The sequence below is a fragment of the Jeotgalibacillus soli genome (genome assembly GCF_000829435.1).
Classification (GTDB): Bacteria; Bacillota; Bacilli; order Bacillales; family Jeotgalibacillaceae; genus Jeotgalibacillus; species Jeotgalibacillus soli.
This window is the reverse complement of sequence record NZ_JXRP01000020.1, coordinates 55,100-73,116: the sequence shown is the minus strand read 5'-3', so window position 1 is coordinate 73,116 and position 18,017 is coordinate 55,100. Positions and strand designations below refer to the sequence as shown.

The 18,017-nt window shown below is 39.8% G+C and carries 18 protein-coding genes; 16 read left to right on the top strand and 2 right to left on the bottom strand.

The window, feature by feature from the left end:
• Positions 1 to 52: 52 nt before the first annotated feature.
• The 4 genes from KP78_RS17130 (at position 53) to rarD (ending at position 4,759) form a co-directional block, all read left to right on the top strand.
• Positions 53 to 268: an alpha/beta-type small acid-soluble spore protein gene (locus tag KP78_RS17130; RefSeq protein ID WP_041090793.1), complete on the top strand. Its 216-nt coding sequence runs from the start codon at positions 53 to 55 to the stop codon at positions 266 to 268.
• A 150-nt stretch (positions 269 to 418) separates the two neighbouring features.
• Positions 419 to 2,002: an acyl-CoA synthetase MbcS gene (mbcS, locus tag KP78_RS17125; RefSeq protein WP_041090791.1), complete on the top strand. Its 1,584-nt coding sequence runs from the start codon at positions 419 to 421 to the stop codon at positions 2,000 to 2,002.
• Positions 2,003 to 2,142: 140 nt separating this feature from the next.
• A complete protein-coding gene (locus KP78_RS17120; RefSeq protein WP_041090789.1) occupies positions 2,143 to 3,738 on the top strand; it encodes an amidohydrolase in 1,596 nt (531 codons plus the stop codon).
• A gap of 100 nt (positions 3,739 to 3,838) precedes the next feature.
• Positions 3,839 to 4,759, top strand: coding sequence for an EamA family transporter RarD (gene rarD / locus KP78_RS17115; RefSeq protein WP_041090787.1), 921 nt, complete (start codon positions 3,839 to 3,841; stop codon positions 4,757 to 4,759).
• A gap of 50 nt (positions 4,760 to 4,809) precedes the next feature.
• Here the strand turns inward: rarD and KP78_RS17110 are convergent, their stop codons facing one another.
• Positions 4,810 to 5,625 carry an NAD kinase gene (locus KP78_RS17110; RefSeq protein ID WP_268747536.1) on the bottom strand — a complete coding sequence of 272 codons (816 nt, stop codon included), beginning with the start codon at positions 5,623 to 5,625 and terminating at the stop codon, positions 4,810 to 4,812.
• Between the two features lie 198 nt (positions 5,626 to 5,823).
• On the opposite strand from KP78_RS17110, the gene sppA reads away from it, so the two are divergent.
• The 10 genes from sppA (at position 5,824) to KP78_RS17065 (ending at position 14,820) form a co-directional block, all read left to right on the top strand.
• Positions 5,824 to 6,825 (top strand): signal peptide peptidase SppA, encoded by a 1,002-nt coding sequence (gene sppA / locus KP78_RS17105; RefSeq protein WP_041090786.1) that lies wholly within the window; start codon positions 5,824 to 5,826, stop codon positions 6,823 to 6,825.
• Positions 6,826 to 6,836: 11 nt separating this feature from the next.
• Complete coding sequence (locus tag KP78_RS17100) at positions 6,837 to 7,466, top strand: RDD family protein (RefSeq protein WP_084220138.1); 630 nt, start codon at positions 6,837 to 6,839, stop codon at positions 7,464 to 7,466.
• A 125-nt stretch (positions 7,467 to 7,591) separates the two neighbouring features.
• A complete protein-coding gene (locus KP78_RS17095; RefSeq protein ID WP_157841524.1) occupies positions 7,592 to 8,173 on the top strand; it encodes a DUF2953 domain-containing protein in 582 nt (193 codons plus the stop codon).
• Complete coding sequence (gene ytfJ / locus KP78_RS17090; RefSeq protein ID WP_041090782.1) at positions 8,157 to 8,591, top strand: GerW family sporulation protein; 435 nt, start codon at positions 8,157 to 8,159, stop codon at positions 8,589 to 8,591. Before KP78_RS17095 ends, ytfJ begins: the two co-directional genes overlap by 17 nt.
• Before the next feature lie 98 nt (positions 8,592 to 8,689).
• Positions 8,690 to 9,190 (top strand): thiol peroxidase, encoded by a 501-nt coding sequence (gene tpx / locus KP78_RS17085; RefSeq protein ID WP_041090780.1) that lies wholly within the window; start codon positions 8,690 to 8,692, stop codon positions 9,188 to 9,190.
• Positions 9,191 to 9,338: 148 nt separating this feature from the next.
• A complete protein-coding gene (locus tag KP78_RS17080) occupies positions 9,339 to 10,322 on the top strand; it encodes a class I SAM-dependent methyltransferase (protein WP_041090778.1) in 984 nt (327 codons plus the stop codon).
• 218 nt (positions 10,323 to 10,540) lie between these two features.
• Complete coding sequence (locus KP78_RS17075; RefSeq protein WP_041090776.1) at positions 10,541 to 11,725, top strand: acetate kinase; 1,185 nt, start codon at positions 10,541 to 10,543, stop codon at positions 11,723 to 11,725.
• A gap of 216 nt (positions 11,726 to 11,941) precedes the next feature.
• Positions 11,942 to 12,091: a hypothetical protein gene (locus KP78_RS20180; protein WP_157841523.1), complete on the top strand. Its 150-nt coding sequence runs from the start codon at positions 11,942 to 11,944 to the stop codon at positions 12,089 to 12,091.
• 620 nt (positions 12,092 to 12,711) lie between these two features.
• Complete coding sequence (locus KP78_RS17070) at positions 12,712 to 13,671, top strand: sensor domain-containing diguanylate cyclase (protein WP_052474917.1); 960 nt, start codon at positions 12,712 to 12,714, stop codon at positions 13,669 to 13,671.
• Between the two features lie 318 nt (positions 13,672 to 13,989).
• The gene (locus tag KP78_RS17065) at positions 13,990 to 14,820 is read left to right on the top strand and encodes an EcsC family protein (RefSeq protein ID WP_041090774.1); all 831 of its coding nucleotides are present in this window, start codon (positions 13,990 to 13,992) and stop codon (positions 14,818 to 14,820) included.
• A 38-nt stretch (positions 14,821 to 14,858) separates the two neighbouring features.
• Here the strand turns inward: KP78_RS17065 and KP78_RS17060 are convergent, their stop codons facing one another.
• Positions 14,859 to 15,170, bottom strand: coding sequence for a hypothetical protein (locus KP78_RS17060; protein ID WP_041090772.1), 312 nt, complete (start codon positions 15,168 to 15,170; stop codon positions 14,859 to 14,861).
• A gap of 188 nt (positions 15,171 to 15,358) precedes the next feature.
• Here KP78_RS17060 and KP78_RS17055 point away from each other — a divergent pair, with 188 nt between their 5' ends.
• Positions 15,359 to 16,576, top strand: a complete 1,218-nt coding sequence (locus KP78_RS17055) for an argininosuccinate synthase (RefSeq protein ID WP_041090770.1) — start codon at positions 15,359 to 15,361, stop codon at positions 16,574 to 16,576.
• Positions 16,573 to 17,961, top strand: a complete 1,389-nt coding sequence (gene argH / locus KP78_RS17050) for an argininosuccinate lyase (RefSeq protein ID WP_041090768.1) — start codon at positions 16,573 to 16,575, stop codon at positions 17,959 to 17,961. Before KP78_RS17055 ends, argH begins: the two co-directional genes overlap by 4 nt.
• Positions 17,962 to 18,017 lie beyond the last annotated feature (56 nt).

The following is an 18,017-nucleotide window of genomic DNA, read 5'->3' as shown; positions in this document are numbered from 1 at the left end:
GTTAAGCCATGTGTTTTTGCACAATCTATAGTCACAAGGAGGTGAGAAACACATGCCAAGTAACAGAAGCAACTCACGTAATCAACTACTTGTACCTGGAGTAGAACAAGCATTGGATCAAATGAAATACGAAATCGCTACAGAATTTGGAGTGCAGCTAGGAGCTGATTCTACTTCTCGCTCTAACGGCTCTGTAGGTGGGGAAATCACTAAACGTCTTGTTCAGATGGCTGAACAGCAACTAGGCGGTTACTCACAACAATCTTAATTTATATAAGATCGGCTGCCAGCATTAGCTGGGAGCCGGTTTTTTATTGATTAGCAAACAGCATGAAAGAATAATCGGACCTTCCTTGATTTATTTTATTCAGAACATTTTGTATAATGGGTATGACTGAAGGAAGAAAAGGGGGATACGATGAAACGTGAAGATTTACTTGCACCCGTTCAATATAATGTCATTGAAGAAATAGAAAAATACACAGGGCAGCAAAGAACGGCATTATATTGGGAGGATGAAGCAGGAAATACAAAAGAAATTACATATGATCAGCTCCTTTCAAATGTAAATAAAATTGGGAATGTGTTTAAACATGCAGGGTTAAATCAAGGGGATGTGGTTTTAATTATGATTCCTCGATTGATAGAAGCCTATGAGGTTTATTTGGCTGCACTGAAAATTGGATTGGTTGTAATTCCAAGCTCCGAAATGCTAAGACCAAAGGATATCATTTATCGACTTACCCATGGAGAAGTGAGAGCCGTGGTTTCCTTTGCACCGTTTATTTCTCAGTTCGATCATATTGATGAAATGAAAAATCTTCACAAATTTATTATTGGAGCGAATTACGATGGATGGGTGAATATAGAAGAGGCGATGTCAGAAGAAACGAATTTGTTGCAGGCAGCCGCAACCAGACAGGATGATATGGCGTTTTTATCCTATACTTCAGGTACAACGGGACTTCCGAAAGGGGTTGTACACACGCACGGATGGGCCTATGCTCATCTTCGTACAACAGCCCCAAACTGGTTGGGCATCCAGGATGGGGATGTTGTATGGGCTACTGCAGCACCAGGGTGGCAAAAATGGATTTGGAGTCCCTTTTTATCTGTTTTAGGTTCAGGTGCTGCAGGCTTGGTTTATACGGGCAAGTTTGATCCGGAAACCTATTTGCATCTGCTGAAAAAATACCAAGTCAATGTGCTTTGCTGTACACCGACAGAATATCGCATTATGGCAAAAGTAAATGAGCTTGAAAAATTTGATTTGTCTTCACTCAGAAATGCTGTATCAGCGGGCGAACCGTTAAACCGTGAAGTGATAGAGACGTTCCAGCGTTATTTTAATATCAATGTAAGAGATGGGTATGGACAAACCGAAAATACACTGCTCGTAGGTATTATGAATGGCATGGAGCTAAGACCGGGATCTATGGGGAAACCCACCCCGGGAAATCGTGTGGAAATTATTGATGATGAAGGGCAGCCATGTGAACCCGGAGTCGTTGGAGAAATTGCTGTACATGTTGATACGCCAGCTTTATTTAAAGCGTATTTTAAGGATCCTGAACGAACATCTATGCAATTTAGGGGGGAATACTATATAACTGGTGATAGGGCAAAAAAAGATGAAGACGGATATTTTTGGTTTGAAGGTCGTGCAGATGACATTATCATTAGCTCTGGCTACACAATTGGACCTTTTGAAGTTGAGGATGCGCTAATCAAGCATCCGCTTGTACGCGAGTGTGCAGTAGTGGCAAGCCCTGATGAAATCAGAGGCAATGTTGTTAAAGCGTTTGTTATTCTTAGAGAAGAGTCGCGGGATAAAAACGAGGAGTTAGTGACTGTGCTTCAAGAACATGTGAAGCAGCTAACCGCTCCTTATAAATATCCACGGAAGATCGAGTTCGTACAAGAGCTTCCAAAGACTCCTTCAGGTAAAATACGACGTGTTGAATTAAGGAAGAAAGAACAGGAGAATTCATCTCTGTTATAATTTGTATAGATGTGTTTTATAAAATAAATGCCTGACGCTGACGAATCGATTCTTCTGAATAAAGAAAGAAAATTATTCAGAAGAATCCTCTTTGGACGTCTGGCTTTTTATTTGGGGTTAAATGTAGGAGGGAATAATGAATGAGAAGGCTTTGGACAAATGGCACCATATACACGATGCAAAAGGAAAATCATACAGTAGAAGCAATCTTAACACAACATGGGAAAATTATTGATGTGGGAAGGAAAGAAGAGATCGAGCAGCGTTTAGCTGAGACAGTAGACGAAATCATAGATCTAAAAGGACAAATATTATTTCCTGGCTTTGTTGACAGCCATCTACATTTGATCGGCGTTGGAGAAACCTTAATGCAATTAGATTTATCATTTATGACCTCTAAGAATGAGGTGCTCAGGGCAGTAAAACAGAAGGCTGATCATCTGCCAAAGGGCAAGTGGATCTTAGGGGATGGCTGGAATGAAAATCAATGGCATGAATCAGAGGTCATAACCGCTTCGGAGCTGGATCAAATTGCACCTCATCACCCAGTACTATTAAAAAGAATTTGCCGGCATGTAACGGCGGTCAACTCATTGGGACTTGAAAAAGCGAAAATTAACGAATTGACACCGAATCCCGAGGGCGGCGTGCTTGAACGTGATGAAAGCGGATCGCTAACGGGTTTGCTAAAGGACCAGGCGCAGGATTTGATGATTCCTGCGCTTCCACCTATTGAAGATGAATATATTCAGCGAGCGCTTCGTGAAGGTGTCCGCTATGCATGGTCCCTTGGTTTAACAGGAGGTCATACAGAAGATTTAAGTTATTATGGAGATTTTACACGTACATATCGGGCTTTTCAAAAGGTGATCGAAGAGGAAGGCCATCTCTTCAGAGCCCATTTGCTTGTTCATCATGCAGTGATTGAGGATTGGTATCGTCAGGGACATTCATTTTTATCCGGCTCGCGTTATGTGGAGTTCGGTGCAATGAAAATCTTTGCTGACGGTGCGTTAGGCGGACGAACAGCATTGCTGCGTCAGCCGTATGCGGATGAACCATCAACACAAGGAGTAGCGATCCACAGCTATAACAAGTTAAAGCAGCTAGTATATAAGGCACGACAATATGAAATGCCCATTGCGGTTCACACCATAGGAGATTTAGCGTATGAGTATGTGTTGGATGCGATAGAACAATATCCTGCGGAAAATGGACAAAGAGACCGTTTAATTCACGCACAAATTTTAGAGAAGGATTTGGTTGAACGTTCTGAAAAGCTCCCTGTTGTTCTGGATATACAGCCTCGTTTTGTCGTGTCGGATTTTCCATGGGTGGAGGAGCGAATTGGCAAAGACAGAATGAAATGGAATTATGCATGGAAAACACTGCTTGACAGAGGGATTGCCTGTGCGGGCGGCTCGGATGCACCGATTGAACCACTTGGGCCGCTGCTAGGTATTCATGCTGCGGTTACTAGAAGAAAACCGGATGATTCCGAAAAGACTGTTTATGGAGCAGGTCAATGCTTAACCTTGTATGAGGCTATAGCCCTTTTTACAAAAGGAAGTGCATTTGCTTGTCATCATGAACACGATAGAGGAATAATTGAGAAAGGCTTTGCAGCAGATTTTACGATTCTAGAAAAGAATCCTTTTAATGAACCTATCGATCAGCTCTTAACTATGAATGTAACAAAGACGGTTGTTAATGGCAAAATCGTTTATGAGAAGTAGGAGAAACCTGCTTCTTTATTTTGTTTAAAAGGAGTTGCCGCTTCCAATAAGCGGGAGTATAATAAATTTTGTTTCGATTCTCAAAAGATTGGAGATTTATATGGAAAGAGAAGAAAGACAAGAAAGACAAGGGATGCTGTATGCAATATCAGCTTATTTAATTTGGGGGTTACTCCCAATATACTGGAAATTCCTGCACCATATAAGTGCAGAGGAAATCCTCGCAAATCGAATATTTTGGTCATTTTGGTTTATGTTTGTTTTGCTTTTAGCTACCGGGAATTTACGGGCACTGAAAAGAGAAGGACTTACCCTTCAAAAAAATAAAAAACGATTGGCTGCATTAGTTGCTGCATCACTTTTAATAACAGGAAACTGGTTTCTTTACATATGGGCAGTAAATTCAAACCAGATTGTTGAAGCGAGTCTCGGATATTACATTAACCCACTTGTTTCGGTGCTGCTTGGTGTAGTGGTTTTAAAAGAAACACTTTCTCGCGCACAGATTGTGTCGTTTATTTTGGCATTAATTGGCGTAATGATTATTACCATTTCATATGGAAACTTTCCTTGGATTGCCTTTACGTTAGCACTGTCATTCGGCCTTTATGGACTTGTTAAAAAAATGCTTCAAGTTGATGCAGCGATTGGACTGACGCTGGAAACCCTCGTAACCATGCCTATTGCACTTATTTATATAACGTATTTATTTATTAATGGGACATCTGTATTGTTTTCGGGTGACATACAAATTGATCTACTCCTTATTGGAGCAGGTGCTGCTACTGCATTGCCGCTGCTGTTTTTTGCAAAAGGAGCACAGCGAATACCGCTTTACATGATGGGCTTTTTACAATATATCGCTCCGACCATTATGTTGATACTTGGCGTTTTAGTATATCAAGAAGCTTTTACCTTTATTGATTTTATATCCTTTTTCTTTATTTGGTCAGGCTTGACACTGTTTAGTGTATCCAGATCAAAGTGGTATGTTAAAAGGGTACAGCGCAATGCAATGTAAAAAGCTGCATGGACGTTCATGTCCATGCAGCTTTTAGGTATATATGCTGGTTATAAAAAGCTTCGTTTTACTTTTTCCCAGAAGGAATTATCCTTAAGCTTTACAGTCTTGACAACCTGGTCGCTCATCATTAAATCCACTGTTTTAACATGACTGACTCCTAGTGCTTCGTTATCTAGACCCATAACAGGATAGTCGTTTCCATCCTGTGTAATTTCCAATCGCAATTTACGCTCTTCGCTTAAGATAAAGGAAGAACCAAGAGTTCGGAAGCGGTTATTATTTAATGATGCCAGTTCGCTTACCTGCATACATGACAGCATCGGATCAACAACTGCACCGCCAACAGATTTATTGTAGGCTGTACTCCCTGTTGGAGTGGAAATAATCATGCCGTCACCACGAAACGCCTCGAAATGAAGTTCGTCGATATAGACATCCATAACAAATGTTTTAATGATACCGGAACGGATACTGAATTCATTCAAGCAAAGAAAGCTTGCTTCGTTATCGACAGATACCTGAATAGTTGGAAAGCGTCTAACTTCAATTTTTTCCTTTGTCATTGCTTCAATCATGCTAGAGAGATCATCAATGTGAAAATCGCAATAAAGGCTGCGTCTGCCGGAAGTTGATACACCCGCATACAAACAATCTTGGCGGAAGCCTGTTTTGCGAACAGCCTGCAAGAAAGCCCCATCCCCTCCAACACTAACAATAATATTAGCAGCCGATGAATCCCTAACAATCGTAAAACCGTAGCGCTCTGCTAAATCACTAAGCGTACTTATCTGTTCCTTTGTTTGATCATCTTTACGAGCATAAAAATACATGTTTCGACGGTTGTCCACTACTATTCCCTCCATTTTCATTGTCCTGAAGCTGTTTAGTTTGGTACAATATGTAAGGTTCATCTTGTATAAAAGCAACAGGGAAGAAGAAGCTGTCTTTCTTCATTCATCATCTGTACATACAAGGGATACAATATAAATTGTATCATGAAATGAAACATTTCTGAAGCTCCACCGTAAGTAAAGGATAGGCTTCGAAGGAGGGAACAGCGAATGACAGTAAAAAGATGGATAGCATTGGGTGTTGCGGCAGCACTTTTAGTCGTATCTACTGTAATTAATGCTGCAACGTTTATGTTTTCGACGAATATTGAAGAAAGTCTAAGTGGTTTTGGTACAACAGAAGGACTTCCTGAGGCTATTATTGAGGAAGGCAGTGCAATGGAAAGAATTGCTGTGCTTGATCTGCACGGAACAATTCAAGATACCGGTGAGCAAGGCAGCTTACTGGGAGGGGTTGGCTACAATCATTCACAATTTATGAATCAGCTGGACCAGGTAAAAGATGATGATACGGTTAAAGCAATCGTTTTAAGTGTGAATACACCTGGTGGAGGCGTGGTAGAAAGCGCACAAATCCACGATAAAATTGTTGAAATCAAAGAGGAAGCTAGAAAACCAGTGTATGTTTCGATGGGAGCACAGGCAACTTCGGGAGGCTATTATGTATCAGCTCCAGCAGATAAAATTTTCGCCAGCAAAGAAACATTAACCGGGTCGCTGGGCGTTATTATGCAAAGCATCAATTTTAGCGAGCTGGCAGAAAGATACGGGGTTGAATTTGTCACGATTACATCTGGAGAGTTTAAGGATATGCTTAATCCTGCTGAAGAGGTATCTGAAGCAGATCTTGCCATTATTCAAAGTATGTTAGAAGATTCTTACCAAGGGTTTGTAGACGTTATCGCAAATGGGCGTGAAATGCCGGAGGAACGAGTCCGCGAGATCGCTGATGGTCGTATTTATAATGGAATACAGGCGCTTGAGTTAGGCTTAATTGATGACTACGGATACGAAGAGGATGTCATTAACGCAGTAAAAGAAGATTATGATTTGCAGGGAGCAAGTGTAATTGAATACACAACACCATCTGATTTTTCGTCGTTATTATCTTTACAAGCGCATAAAGTTTTTGGCGGACTTGAGGGAGATGTATTGTCACAAGTAATCAATCGTGTCGGTGGACCACGTCCGATGTACTTATACGCTGAATAGGGGGTGGAGACATGGATAGAAAAGATGAGAATTTACTCGGTTCAAATGAGCAGCAGAAAACGTCGAGTTCCAGTGAACAAGAATTATTGTATGAGCATGAAAAGCACGTCCCATCCGGCAATAGTGAGAGTATAGTGGACAGCGATTTTTCTGTTTTTCAAGAAAGAGCCCAAACCTATACGCCTCATTACGGAGGATTTTGGATGCGCTTATGGGCATATTTGTTTGATGCCCTTGTTATCGCAGCTGTAAACGGTATTCTTGTATATCCTGTATTCCGTATGGCTGGGTGGGCCTCAAATGATGGTTGGTTCAGTGTACTTGGCATTGTAACGGGAATTACGTACTTTACCTACTTTGTTTTGATGACAAAATTCTTTGGTCAAACACTTGGTAAAATGGTATTTGGACTAAAAGTAATTTCATTAAAAGATAAATCCCTTGGTTGGATGCAGGTGCTATTCCGGGAGTTAATCGGGCGTTATATTCATGGTGCACTTGTGATTTTTGCCATTCCTTTGCTTTATATTTTATATATAGTCGTTGCTTTTACACCCAGAAAACAAGGGATTCATGACCTTTTTGCAGATACAACTGTAGTGCATGAAAGAACGGCTGTCACCAAATCTGCCTCTTTTTAGAGAGGCAGATTTTTTTTGTTCATGTTGGGGGATAATAGGGAAAACAGTAAAGGGGAATATCCGTGTGGTTAATTATCAGCATCCTGATCATCATTTTCCTGATCATATATTGTTGCTTTTCAAAAATGGTTGTACATATTCGTTTTAATAAAACAGGAGAAAAAGATTTTCTTAAAATAAAGCTAAAGCTTTTTAATGGGTTATACCGCAAGCGAGTAGAGATCCCGCTAATAAAAAGCAAAAGGATTTCATTGTCATATGAAAAACGGAGTGACAAAGGGGAAGAAAATAAAAAGTTTACTTATGATGATGTTCAGCATATCCAATCAAAGTACGAGGAATATTTACAAATAATGAAAAATGGCAGGAGGCTTATGGAAACGCTCATTCGGAAGGTTTCAGTGGATAAGCTTCAAACAGAGATTCGTTTTGGTGTTAATGAGGCAGATTGGACAGCTTATATCACTTCCTTTATATGGACGTTTCACAGTTGGTTAAGATTGTTTTTCGAAAAAAAAATGATCATGACATGCACGCCGCAGCATTCTGTATATCCACTGTTTGGAGGAAGTGTTTTTCAGATGCAGCTATCATGTATGTTTTCAATTCGTTTAGGACATCTTATAAAAATCGGCATTCTGTATTTAATCGAAAAAAGGGTGTCAAACCATCGAAAGGCAGGCGGCGTTTATGGAACATCCAATTGAAGGGCTTATGTCAACAGCTATGGAACAGTTAAAGGAAATGGTCGATGTAAATACGATAATAGGAGATCCAGTTGAGACACCAGACGGCAGCATGATCATGACAGTCTCCAAAGTACGATTCGGCTTTGCCACCGGGGGAAGCGAATTTCATTCAGACTATCATCACGTAGGGGAAGGACAAACAGGTCACCCATTTGGTGGAGGAAGCGGTGGAGGCGTCTCCATCACACCGATTGCTTTTTTAATTGTTGGAAAAGATGGTGTTAAAATGCATCATATGAATGAACAAACTCATTTGCTTGAAAAACTGATGGATCTTGCTCCTGCTGCATTTAATCGTGTTAAAGAGCAATGGTCTTCTTCAAACAACAATCCTAATCAGCAAGGATCAAAAAATACAGGGGAACCCCCAATTTAATAAAATCCTTATACATCGAAACAGTTGCTCTTTCATGCTTCCTTTCAGTATGATAAATAGTGAATAAACGTTTTATACATATTTGAGGAGGAAGCATAATGGCAGTAATTACGTTTAAAGAAAACCAAGTAACACTTCTTGGATCAGAAGTAAAAGTAGGGGATAAAGCCCCTGATTTTACAGTACTGGCCAACGATCTATCTTCAGTCACACTGGGTGATTCAAAAGGAACCGTTCGTTTAATCAGTGTTGTTCCATCCCTAGATACGGGGGTTTGTGATGCACAAACTCGTCGCTTTAACGAAGAAGCAGCAGAACTTGGAAATGTAAAGATTCTTACTATTTCTGTAGATCTTCCATTTGCTCAGCGCCGCTGGTGTGGAGCGAACGGAATTGAAAACGTTCAGACACTTTCCGATCACCGTGATCTATCATTCGGAAAAGCATTTGGAGTTGCTATTGAAGAACTTCGATTGCTTGCTCGTGCAGTATTCGTCGTTGATAGCAATGATGTCGTTACATATACTGAATATGTAAGTGAGGCAACAGATCATCCTGACTACGCAGCGGCAATCGAAGCAGCTAAAGCAGCAGAATAACGAACAGACAGTATCGACAAAAACCGCGTCCATATACGCGGTTTTTGTGTTGGAACGAAAGTGTCCATCGCGGTGGTCTTTTCTTTTCTTTTTTTATGTATAAGGGTAAAATGGGTTGTTGATATTATGGACAGGAGGAATACTAGTGATGAATCATTCTCCCGTTGAATCGATTTTTACGATGTTGAATGAAACGACAACTGCTCTTCAGGATGCAGTGGCGTCTACTTATTTAGAGGCGCTTGCAGAAAGCGGTGAAAACTGGTTTCGTGATGAAGTTGGCCAGGATGTCGATGTTCTATTAAAGAAGCGTTTATTGAAATGGTATGGCGAGCATCCGCTTGAGAAGTACGAGAAAGAAGATATTCGAAAAGCCTATCAGCTTTCTATTTTAAAAGGTATGAAAGAGCATATTCAGCCAAACCATCAAATGACGCCTGACTCCATTGCAATGGTTATTGGATTTCTACTTGATAAGTTTACGTCGAAGGAAAATGAGCTTACGCTGCTCGATCCAGCGCTTGGAACAGGAAATCTTGCGCTTGCCATCATGAATCAGCTTGCTGGAAAAGTGGTCGTTACACATGGAGTTGAGATTGACGAGGTACTCGTTCGCCTTGCTTATGTAGGAGCAAATTTAACGGAACAGCCTCTTCATCTTTATACCCAGGACGCACTGGAGCCGCTGTTTATTGATCCTGTCGATGCGGTGGTGAGTGATTTACCAGTAGGCTATTATCCCAATGATGTACGTGCAGCAGATTATGATTTGAAGGCATCTGTTGGTCATTCCTATGCCCATCATTTGTTTATTGAGCAAAGCATTCAGCACGTAAGGGAAGGCGGCTACCTGTTTTTCCTTGTGCCGAATGGACTGTTTGAATCTCCTTTGTCAAGCCAACTGCATGAGTATTTACAAAAGCATGTTCATATACAAGGACTTTTAAAGCTGCCAACCTCCTTGTTTAAAAATGAGCAATCAGGTAAAAGTGTGTTGATTCTGCAGCGTCAGCATCAGGATGTTAAACCTCCGAAACAAGTACTCCTTGCAGAGATGCCAAAACTCAGTAATGGACAGGCAGTTGAATCCATGATGGCAAAAATTCAATTATGGATGCAAGAAAATAAGTAAAGAAAGCGTGTATCGAAATTGAAATCGATACACGCTTTTTCTGAAAATAAACACTTCTTGATGTAAACGTTACCACGATAAGCTTTCTCTTGAAGTGTAAAGTATTCAGTGATTAAATGAGAAATGAATGTGATTTATTACGAATTTAACCATGGGTTTGCTTCTTAGTACGTTAATCCATTTTCTAGAGAATAAAGAATATAAAAGGAGCGGTACCAGTGACTAAAGTTATTGCTATTAATGCGGGCAGCTCGTCTTTAAAATTCCAGCTGTTTGAAATGCCAGAAGAAACAGTCATTACAAAAGGAATTATTGAACGCATTGGTTTAAAAGATTCAGTCTTTATGATTACGGTAAACGGAGAAAAACAAACAGAAGTAACCGATATTCCCAATCATGATGTTGCAGTAAAATTATTGCTTGGCAAACTAACATCTGCTGGAATTATTTCTTCATTAGATGAGATTGATGGAATTGGACACCGTGTTGTTCATGGGGGAGAAGTGTTTAATGATTCTGTGCTGATTAATGAAGAAACGATTGCTAAGTTTGAAGAACTCTCAGAACTTGCTCCGCTTCATAATCCGGCGAACATTACCGGAATCCGTGCTTTCCAAAGCGTACTGCCTAACGTACCTGCAGTTGCCGTTTTTGATACTGCGTTCCACCAAACGATGCCAGAAAGTTCGTATTTATACAGTCTGCCGTACGAGTATTACAAAGATTATGGGATTCGTAAATACGGTTTCCATGGTACTTCTCATAAATATGTATCACAGCGTGCTTCAGATATGCTGGGGCGTCCATTAGAACAGCTTCGTCTGATCTCATGTCATTTAGGCAATGGAGCCAGTATCGCGGCAATTGAAGGCGGATGTTCAATTGATACATCAATGGGCTTTACACCGCTTGCTGGTGTAACGATGGGGACTCGAAGCGGAAACATTGACCCTGCTTTGATGCCTTTCATCATGGAGAAAACAGGTAAAACAGCTGACGAAGTGCTTGATGTGTTGAACAAGCAGTCTGGTATGCTTGGTGTATCCGGTTTTTCAAGTGATCTGCGTGATATTGTACAACAATCAGACGAAGGAAATGAGCGTGCACAATTAGCATTGGACTTATTCGCCAACCGCATCCATAAATATATCGGATCTTATGCTGCTCGTATGAACGGTGTAGATGCGATTATTTTCACAGCAGGTATTGGTGAAAATAGCGATGTAATTCGTGCAGAAGTTCTTAAAGGTCTTGAGTTTATGGGCGTATACTGGGACCCTGCATTAAACAAAACACGTGGAGAAGAAGCGTTCATTAACTATCCGCATTCTCCAGTGAAAGTAATGGTTATCCCAACTGATGAAGAAGTAATGATTGCACGTGACGTTACGCGTTTAGCCTAACATCAACATAGCAGAGAAAATAATACGAAAACAACAACCTTTTTCTATGGTAATAACACATGGAAAGAGGTTGTTTGTTGTTTTATAGAAAGAATTTAATAGTACATAATGAAAAACAGGAAATAAGAAACATTATGTATCCAAAGTATTGATTACTATTAAAAAATGGTAAAATAATAGTCTTAATGACTGATATTATGGGGAGGTGAAAATAGAATGGAGAAAAAAATCAAGGTATTAGCAATCGTGGCAATAATACTGACGGTTGTTTTTATTAGTTTGAGCTATACGAATTATCAATTAAAAACACAATCTATTGTGGATGATGCTTTGAATCAGCAAGATCAAAATCGAATCGAAGAATAGAATGAAGGATTAAAGATTGCCATAACTTCAGTGCAAGCACAGAAGAATGAATAACAACTATGGTTTCGGTGACTAACAGTTTCTCGAAATTATGGATAGGATGTTTACTAACATGTGTTTTCAGTTCATATGCAAAAGCAGATCGATCCAAATAGGTTATACCATAGCGGGGTCGCCCACGTAGAATGGACCCGCTTTACTGTCATACATAGTGTTCAATTTTGTTCGCGCTGTGCTCCAATACTCTTTCAGCCAACGCTTATCTTCGCATAAGATAAGACTGAAAAATTCCGCAGTTCCCTCCATCGTTTGAGATTATAATATGTCTCAGAGGGATTTAAAGATTTATTCTTAATCATCCCTTTATTAAAGGAAAAAAAGAAGGGGTTACTTGTAAAACAATTTGAATTGATGTCATATTTTTTATATTGTAAAAATAAATATACTTGTTCTATAATAAGTCAGCACGTGAAGAAGTATGATCGAGCAATACTCAGTGATCGTTTCTTTTTTTAGTAATTTTGAAAAAGTCAAAGCTGAAAAAAACCATTATACAAATCGGGGAATAGCCCGCAATACACTGTTAAAGACTCATTAAGACGAGGTGTTGGTTAGATCAAATGGGGATAGAAGTATTTATAGGGGTGAAAAACATTATGATTTCGTTATCCAGCCATGAATTTGAAAAAGCTGCTAAGGATTTAATTGAACTTACAAGTTCGTATTTAGAAGAAAAATTCGTCTTTTTAGGAAGAACGACTGAAACCACCTTCTCTATTCTAAAAATACAAAAAAACGATGTGGATTGTGAACTAGGTGAGGGAATAAAAATTGATTTAACCGATTCATTATGTCACCTTATCTTCAATAGTAAAAAACCTGTAATCCTTAATGATATAGACAAGGATGAGGCAGCAAAACAAATACCTGTCGTTTCAGAAGCAAATATTCGCTCATATCTTGGTGTCCCTATTTTTCTAAAAGATGGTGAATTATTTGGTACGCTTTGTGCTGTAGATTCAAAATTATCGAGTTTTAGTGAAAAAGATGTTCAAATACTTGAAAAACTTGCTTATTTTTTTTCCTATGTTTTAGAGTTAGAAAAACTCGCCATGCATGATGGATTAACAGAGTTATATAATCGAAACTTTTTTGAATCAGTGATAGCACAATCAATTCAATATGGAACAATCATGTTGCTCGATTTAGATGGTTTTAAAAGCGTTAATGACCAATATGGACATGAAACTGGTGATGAAGTGATCAAAAAAGTTGCTGATTGCATTAAAAAGATCGTCTTTGAAGATGATTATGCCATTAGAATGGGCGGGGATGAATTTGTAATATTTTTCTCTAACGTATATTCAATGGAAAAAATTAACGAAATGGCAGAGCAGCTATTATACGGGATAATGTCTGTAAGTGTTCCGAATACGAATGTATCAATTACTGCAAGTATAGGAATAGTTATAAATATAAATAGTGAAGAAGATTTAAGTGTAATATTACGGCATGCCGATATTGCTCTTTATCAAGCAAAGGAAAAAGGAAAGAATAATTATCAACTTTTCCAAGAATAAGTTTATTTGATTTGGTTCAGCAAATTATTTGCCCGTGAAATAGGGGAGCTCTAAATGAGGACGTATAATTATAGCGTATTAATCATAAATGATATTTCTATCCTTCGATTGCAAAAACAGTGGTCCAGCTTCGTGTTACATGCTACCCCTTTAAATAAACCAAAAAGACTTGCTGAGCCGTTCTATTGATGATGGTTCTGCCAAGTCTTTTTATATTGAAATCTGCTTGAAAATTCGTGCTTTTTAATTCCAAAAGCAAACAAGGGATATTTAGGAAATGTGCTATACTAATGAAAAAAGTAGCTGGGGTGATGCATGATGGCATGGACAGCACGTGATGTGGTAGTACATAACCAAATTAAGGAGTGGAGGGCTGAAATAGGAAACTACGGGGGACATGATGTTGCTCACACTTTTTCTAGATGGTTAGATTCATCATTCTTGGCTATTCCGGAGCAGGTGAAGGAAGAATTCTTCTCCCGTCTAGATATCAGTCTGTTTCATCTGCATAATGTTATTCAAGACACTCATCTTCATCGTGATGCGAGGGAGCGGCTGATCACAACTGCTAAAACATTCGAGGAGTCGATCGCCACGCTTCAGGATTTTCATCAGCTGCGTATCGATCAGCTTCATTATATGGCTCTACAGCAAAGTGGAAGGCATAAGCTTTATTCATTTGTACAAGGTGGGATTGCAGGTACAGGCGGCTTACTTGCTTTTAGTACGGATTTTCTTGCAATGGCGCTGTTAAATATACGAGCGATTCAATTTATCGCGGCTGCTTATGGAAGGGATGTTCAAATGCCGTATGAAATGACATTATCGCTAAAAGTTTTTCACGCTGCTACGATGCCTCCGCGGTTTCAAGCAAAGGCGTGGGACGATCTGGTTCAAGCACTCGATCGTCAGGAGCTTAATTATTTTTATAGTGGTGATGATCGATTAACCGACGAAAAATGGCTGGAGGAACTAATCAAGCAGTTAATGAAGTCCTATGCAATCAGCATTTTCAGAAAAAAGAAAGTCTCCGATCTGCCCATTCTTTCAATGGCAATAGGTGCTGGCGTAAATTATCTGCTGACAAGACGAGTAACAGAATTTGCTGAACGTTTTTATCAATATCGCTATTTGCTCGATAAACAATAATAGAGCAAACACCCCTTCATAGGCTAGAAGGGGGTGTTTTACATGGCGGGGTGCAATTGCCAAGGAATTCGATACCAGATCCACAAATCGTTTATGATGGAGGCTAAATCCGCAATTTCTTCGTTAAGCCTGCATGATTTATCAAAGTCGCTTTCGTCGGAAAGGTCTCGCTGCTTTTTCATAATTTGCTGATCTAACTCCATAATTTTATCCGGTATACGTCCTCTTGTTTTTTCCCAATGAAAAAGAATCAGTTGCTTTTCTTCCTGTGAACGAGCTTCCCATTCTCTGATACTTCCAGGCAACTCAATTTGTAGGCGGTCATCCCAATGAAAAAAACTGGTTCGCATTCGTTTCACCTCATAATGCATTGTACAGAAAATATGGCTATATTGCGAACTAAATAGATAGAATATTTAAACTATAAATATTTTAGTGAATAAGTATTGAAACGTGATTTAAATCCTGTTAGTATGTATACATTATATAAGAATAAATATACATGTATATAAATAAAAATACGAAAGAGGTTATACTCATGACAAATCATCAAAAGAAAGTTGTACTTGCATATTCAGGTGGACTTGATACATCCGTTGCCATTCAATGGCTAAAAGATAAAGGATATGCAGTCGTTGCATGCTGCTTAGATGTTGGTGAAGGAAAAGATCTAGCGTTCATCAAAGAAAAAGCCCTAACAGTGGGAGCGATTGAAAGTCACGTGATTGATGCGAAAGATGAGTATGCTGAAGATTTTGCTCTTATTGCACTTCAAGCACATACGCTTTACGAAGGTAAATATCCATTAATTTCTGCATTATCTCGTCCTTTAATTGCAAAGAAGCTTGTTGAAGTAGCGGGAAAAACAGGTGCAACCGCTGTTGCTCACGGCTGTACTGGTAAAGGAAACGACCAAGTTCGCTTTGAAGTGGCGATCCAAGCACTTAATCCGGATTTGGAAGTCCTAGCACCGGTTCGTGAGTGGGGATGGTCCAGAGAACAAGAAATCGAATATGCGAAACAGCATAATATCCCGATTCCGATCAATTTAGACAGCCCATACTCGATTGACCAAAATCTATGGGGAAGAAGTAATGAGTGCGGAATCTTGGAAGATCCATGGGCAGCGCCGCCAGAGGGTGCTTATGATCTAACTGCGCCGCTTGAAGCAACTCCTGATGTGCCGGAAACGATTGAGATTACCTTTGAACAAGGGGTTCCTGTTGCCCTTAATGGCCAAACGATGAAATTATCAACGATGATCTTGACACTGAATGAAGTAGCTGGTAAACATGGTGTCGGCAGAATCGATCACGTTGAAAATCGTCTTGTAGGAATTAAATCAAGAGAAGTTTACGAGTGCCCAGGTGCTATGACGTTAATTAAAGCGCACAAAGAACTTGAAGATTTAACATTGGTTAAAGAAATGGCTCATTTCAAACCAGTCATCGAAAAGAAAATAACAGAAATGATTTATGAAGGTTTATGGTTCTCACCATTAACTCCTGCCCTTCAAGCATTCTTAAAAGAAACACAGCAATATGTAAATGGTGTTGTTCGCGTAAAACTTTTCAAGGGCCATGCGATTGTAGAAGGAAGAAAATCTCCTAACTCACTTTACGATGAAAAGCTTGCAACCTATACATCTGATGACGAATTTGATCACAGTGCAGCAGTAGGATTTATCAAGCTTTGGGGTCTTCCAACTAAAGTTCACTCAATGGTTCAAAATAAAAAAGGCGAGCCTGTGTCATGAGTAAGCTCTGGGGAGGACGCTTTGCTCAGTCCCCTGAAGAATGGGTAGATGAATTTAACGCTTCAATCGGCTTTGATCAGGAACTTGTGATGGAGGATTTACAAGGCTCAATCGCACATGTGACAATGCTTGGCGAATGCGGGATTTTAACAGCTGATGAGGTTGCCCAGATTCAAGAGGGACTTGCAGGCTTAACAGAAAAAGCGATTAAAGGAGAATTATCTTTTTCAGTCGCAAATGAGGATATTCATTTAAATCTTGAACATATGCTGATACAAGAAATCGGTCAGGTGGGTGGAAAGCTTCATACGGGAAGAAGCCGAAACGACCAGGTTGCAACGGATATGCATCTTTATTTAAAAAAAAGAGTGGAAGAGATCCAATTATTAATTCGATCTGTGCAAAAAGCACTTTTGAAGCAAGCCTCTGAGCACATTGAAACAGTTGCACCAGGCTACACTCATTTGCAGCGTGCACAGCCCATCTCTTTCGCTCATCACCTGTTAGCCTATTTCTGGATGCTTGAACGAGATTATGGACGTTTTGAAGATTCCATGAAACGTATCGATCTCTCACCACTCGGTGCCGGTGCGCTTGCTGGAACAACATTTCCAATCGATCGCTATCGTTCAGCAGAGCTTCTAGGATTCGCTAATATCTATGAAAATAGCATGGATGCAGTGAGTGATCGTGATTTTATCATCGAATTTCTGTCAAATGCATCCATGACGATCATGCATTTATCTCGATTTGCTGAAGAAATGATTATTTGGTCTAGCCAAGAGTTTCAATTTATTGAATTGGCCGATGCTTTCTCCACGGGCAGCAGTATTATGCCGCAAAAGAAAAATCCAGATATGGCAGAGCTGGTGCGTGGGAAAACGGGACGTGTATTTGGCCATTTAATGTCGCTGTTAACGGTATTAAAAGGACTTCCGCTTGCCTATAACAAAGACATGCAGGAAGACAAGGAAGGTATGTTTGATACAGTGCATACCCTTTTAGGATCACTGAAGATTTTTGCAGGCATGGTCGATACCATGAAGATAAAAACGGAGCGACTGGAACAGGCGGTAAATGAGGATTTTTCAAATGCGACAGAACTTGCGGATTATTTAGCAGCAAAGGGTGTGCCATTCCGTCAAGCACATGAAATTGTTGGGAAGCTCGTATTGGCTTGCATTAACAAAGGAATCTATCTAAAAGACCTTTCATTAGACGAATTACAGGAAGCTGCATCCGTCATTGAAGCGGATATATACGAAGTGCTGACTCCATTCCAAGCAGTAAAACGCCGTGAATCAGCGGGAGGTACAGGTTTTACGCAAGTGAAAAAGCAGCTTGATAAGGCACAGGAGATCCTTTCCGCTGTGTCTGTAGAATAATAATAAATAAGAGAGAAGGCTTAATTTTTCAGCCTTCTCTCTTTGTTGTTATCCGA

Bases quoted from the DNA above. Each gene is read 5' to 3' on its own strand.
- KP78_RS17110 (WP_268747536.1), bottom strand. From the start codon at position 5,625: ATGGAGGGAATAGTAGTGGACAACCGTCGAAACATGTATTTTTATGCT.
- sppA (WP_041090786.1), top strand. From the start codon at position 5,824: ATGACAGTAAAAAGATGGATAGCATTGGGTGTTGCGGCAGCACTTTTA.
- rarD (WP_041090787.1), top strand. From the start codon at position 3,839: ATGGAAAGAGAAGAAAGACAAGAAAGACAAGGGATGCTGTATGCAATA.
- KP78_RS20180 (WP_157841523.1), top strand. From the start codon at position 11,942: ATGGAGAAAAAAATCAAGGTATTAGCAATCGTGGCAATAATACTGACG.
- KP78_RS17130 (WP_041090793.1), top strand. From the start codon at position 53: ATGCCAAGTAACAGAAGCAACTCACGTAATCAACTACTTGTACCTGGA.
- KP78_RS17095 (WP_157841524.1), top strand. From the start codon at position 7,592: ATGGTTGTACATATTCGTTTTAATAAAACAGGAGAAAAAGATTTTCTT.
- KP78_RS17080 (WP_041090778.1), top strand. From the start codon at position 9,339: ATGAATCATTCTCCCGTTGAATCGATTTTTACGATGTTGAATGAAACG.
- KP78_RS17060 (WP_041090772.1), bottom strand. From the start codon at position 15,170: ATGCGAACCAGTTTTTTTCATTGGGATGACCGCCTACAAATTGAGTTG.
- argH (WP_041090768.1), top strand. From the start codon at position 16,573: ATGAGTAAGCTCTGGGGAGGACGCTTTGCTCAGTCCCCTGAAGAATGG.
- tpx (WP_041090780.1), top strand. From the start codon at position 8,690: ATGGCAGTAATTACGTTTAAAGAAAACCAAGTAACACTTCTTGGATCA.
- KP78_RS17120 (WP_041090789.1), top strand. From the start codon at position 2,143: ATGAGAAGGCTTTGGACAAATGGCACCATATACACGATGCAAAAGGAA.
- KP78_RS17065 (WP_041090774.1), top strand. From the start codon at position 13,990: ATGGCATGGACAGCACGTGATGTGGTAGTACATAACCAAATTAAGGAG.
- ytfJ (WP_041090782.1), top strand. From the start codon at position 8,157: ATGGAACATCCAATTGAAGGGCTTATGTCAACAGCTATGGAACAGTTA.
- KP78_RS17055 (WP_041090770.1), top strand. From the start codon at position 15,359: ATGACAAATCATCAAAAGAAAGTTGTACTTGCATATTCAGGTGGACTT.
- KP78_RS17070 (WP_052474917.1), top strand. From the start codon at position 12,712: ATGGGGATAGAAGTATTTATAGGGGTGAAAAACATTATGATTTCGTTA.
- KP78_RS17100 (WP_084220138.1), top strand. From the start codon at position 6,837: ATGGATAGAAAAGATGAGAATTTACTCGGTTCAAATGAGCAGCAGAAA.
- mbcS (WP_041090791.1), top strand. From the start codon at position 419: ATGAAACGTGAAGATTTACTTGCACCCGTTCAATATAATGTCATTGAA.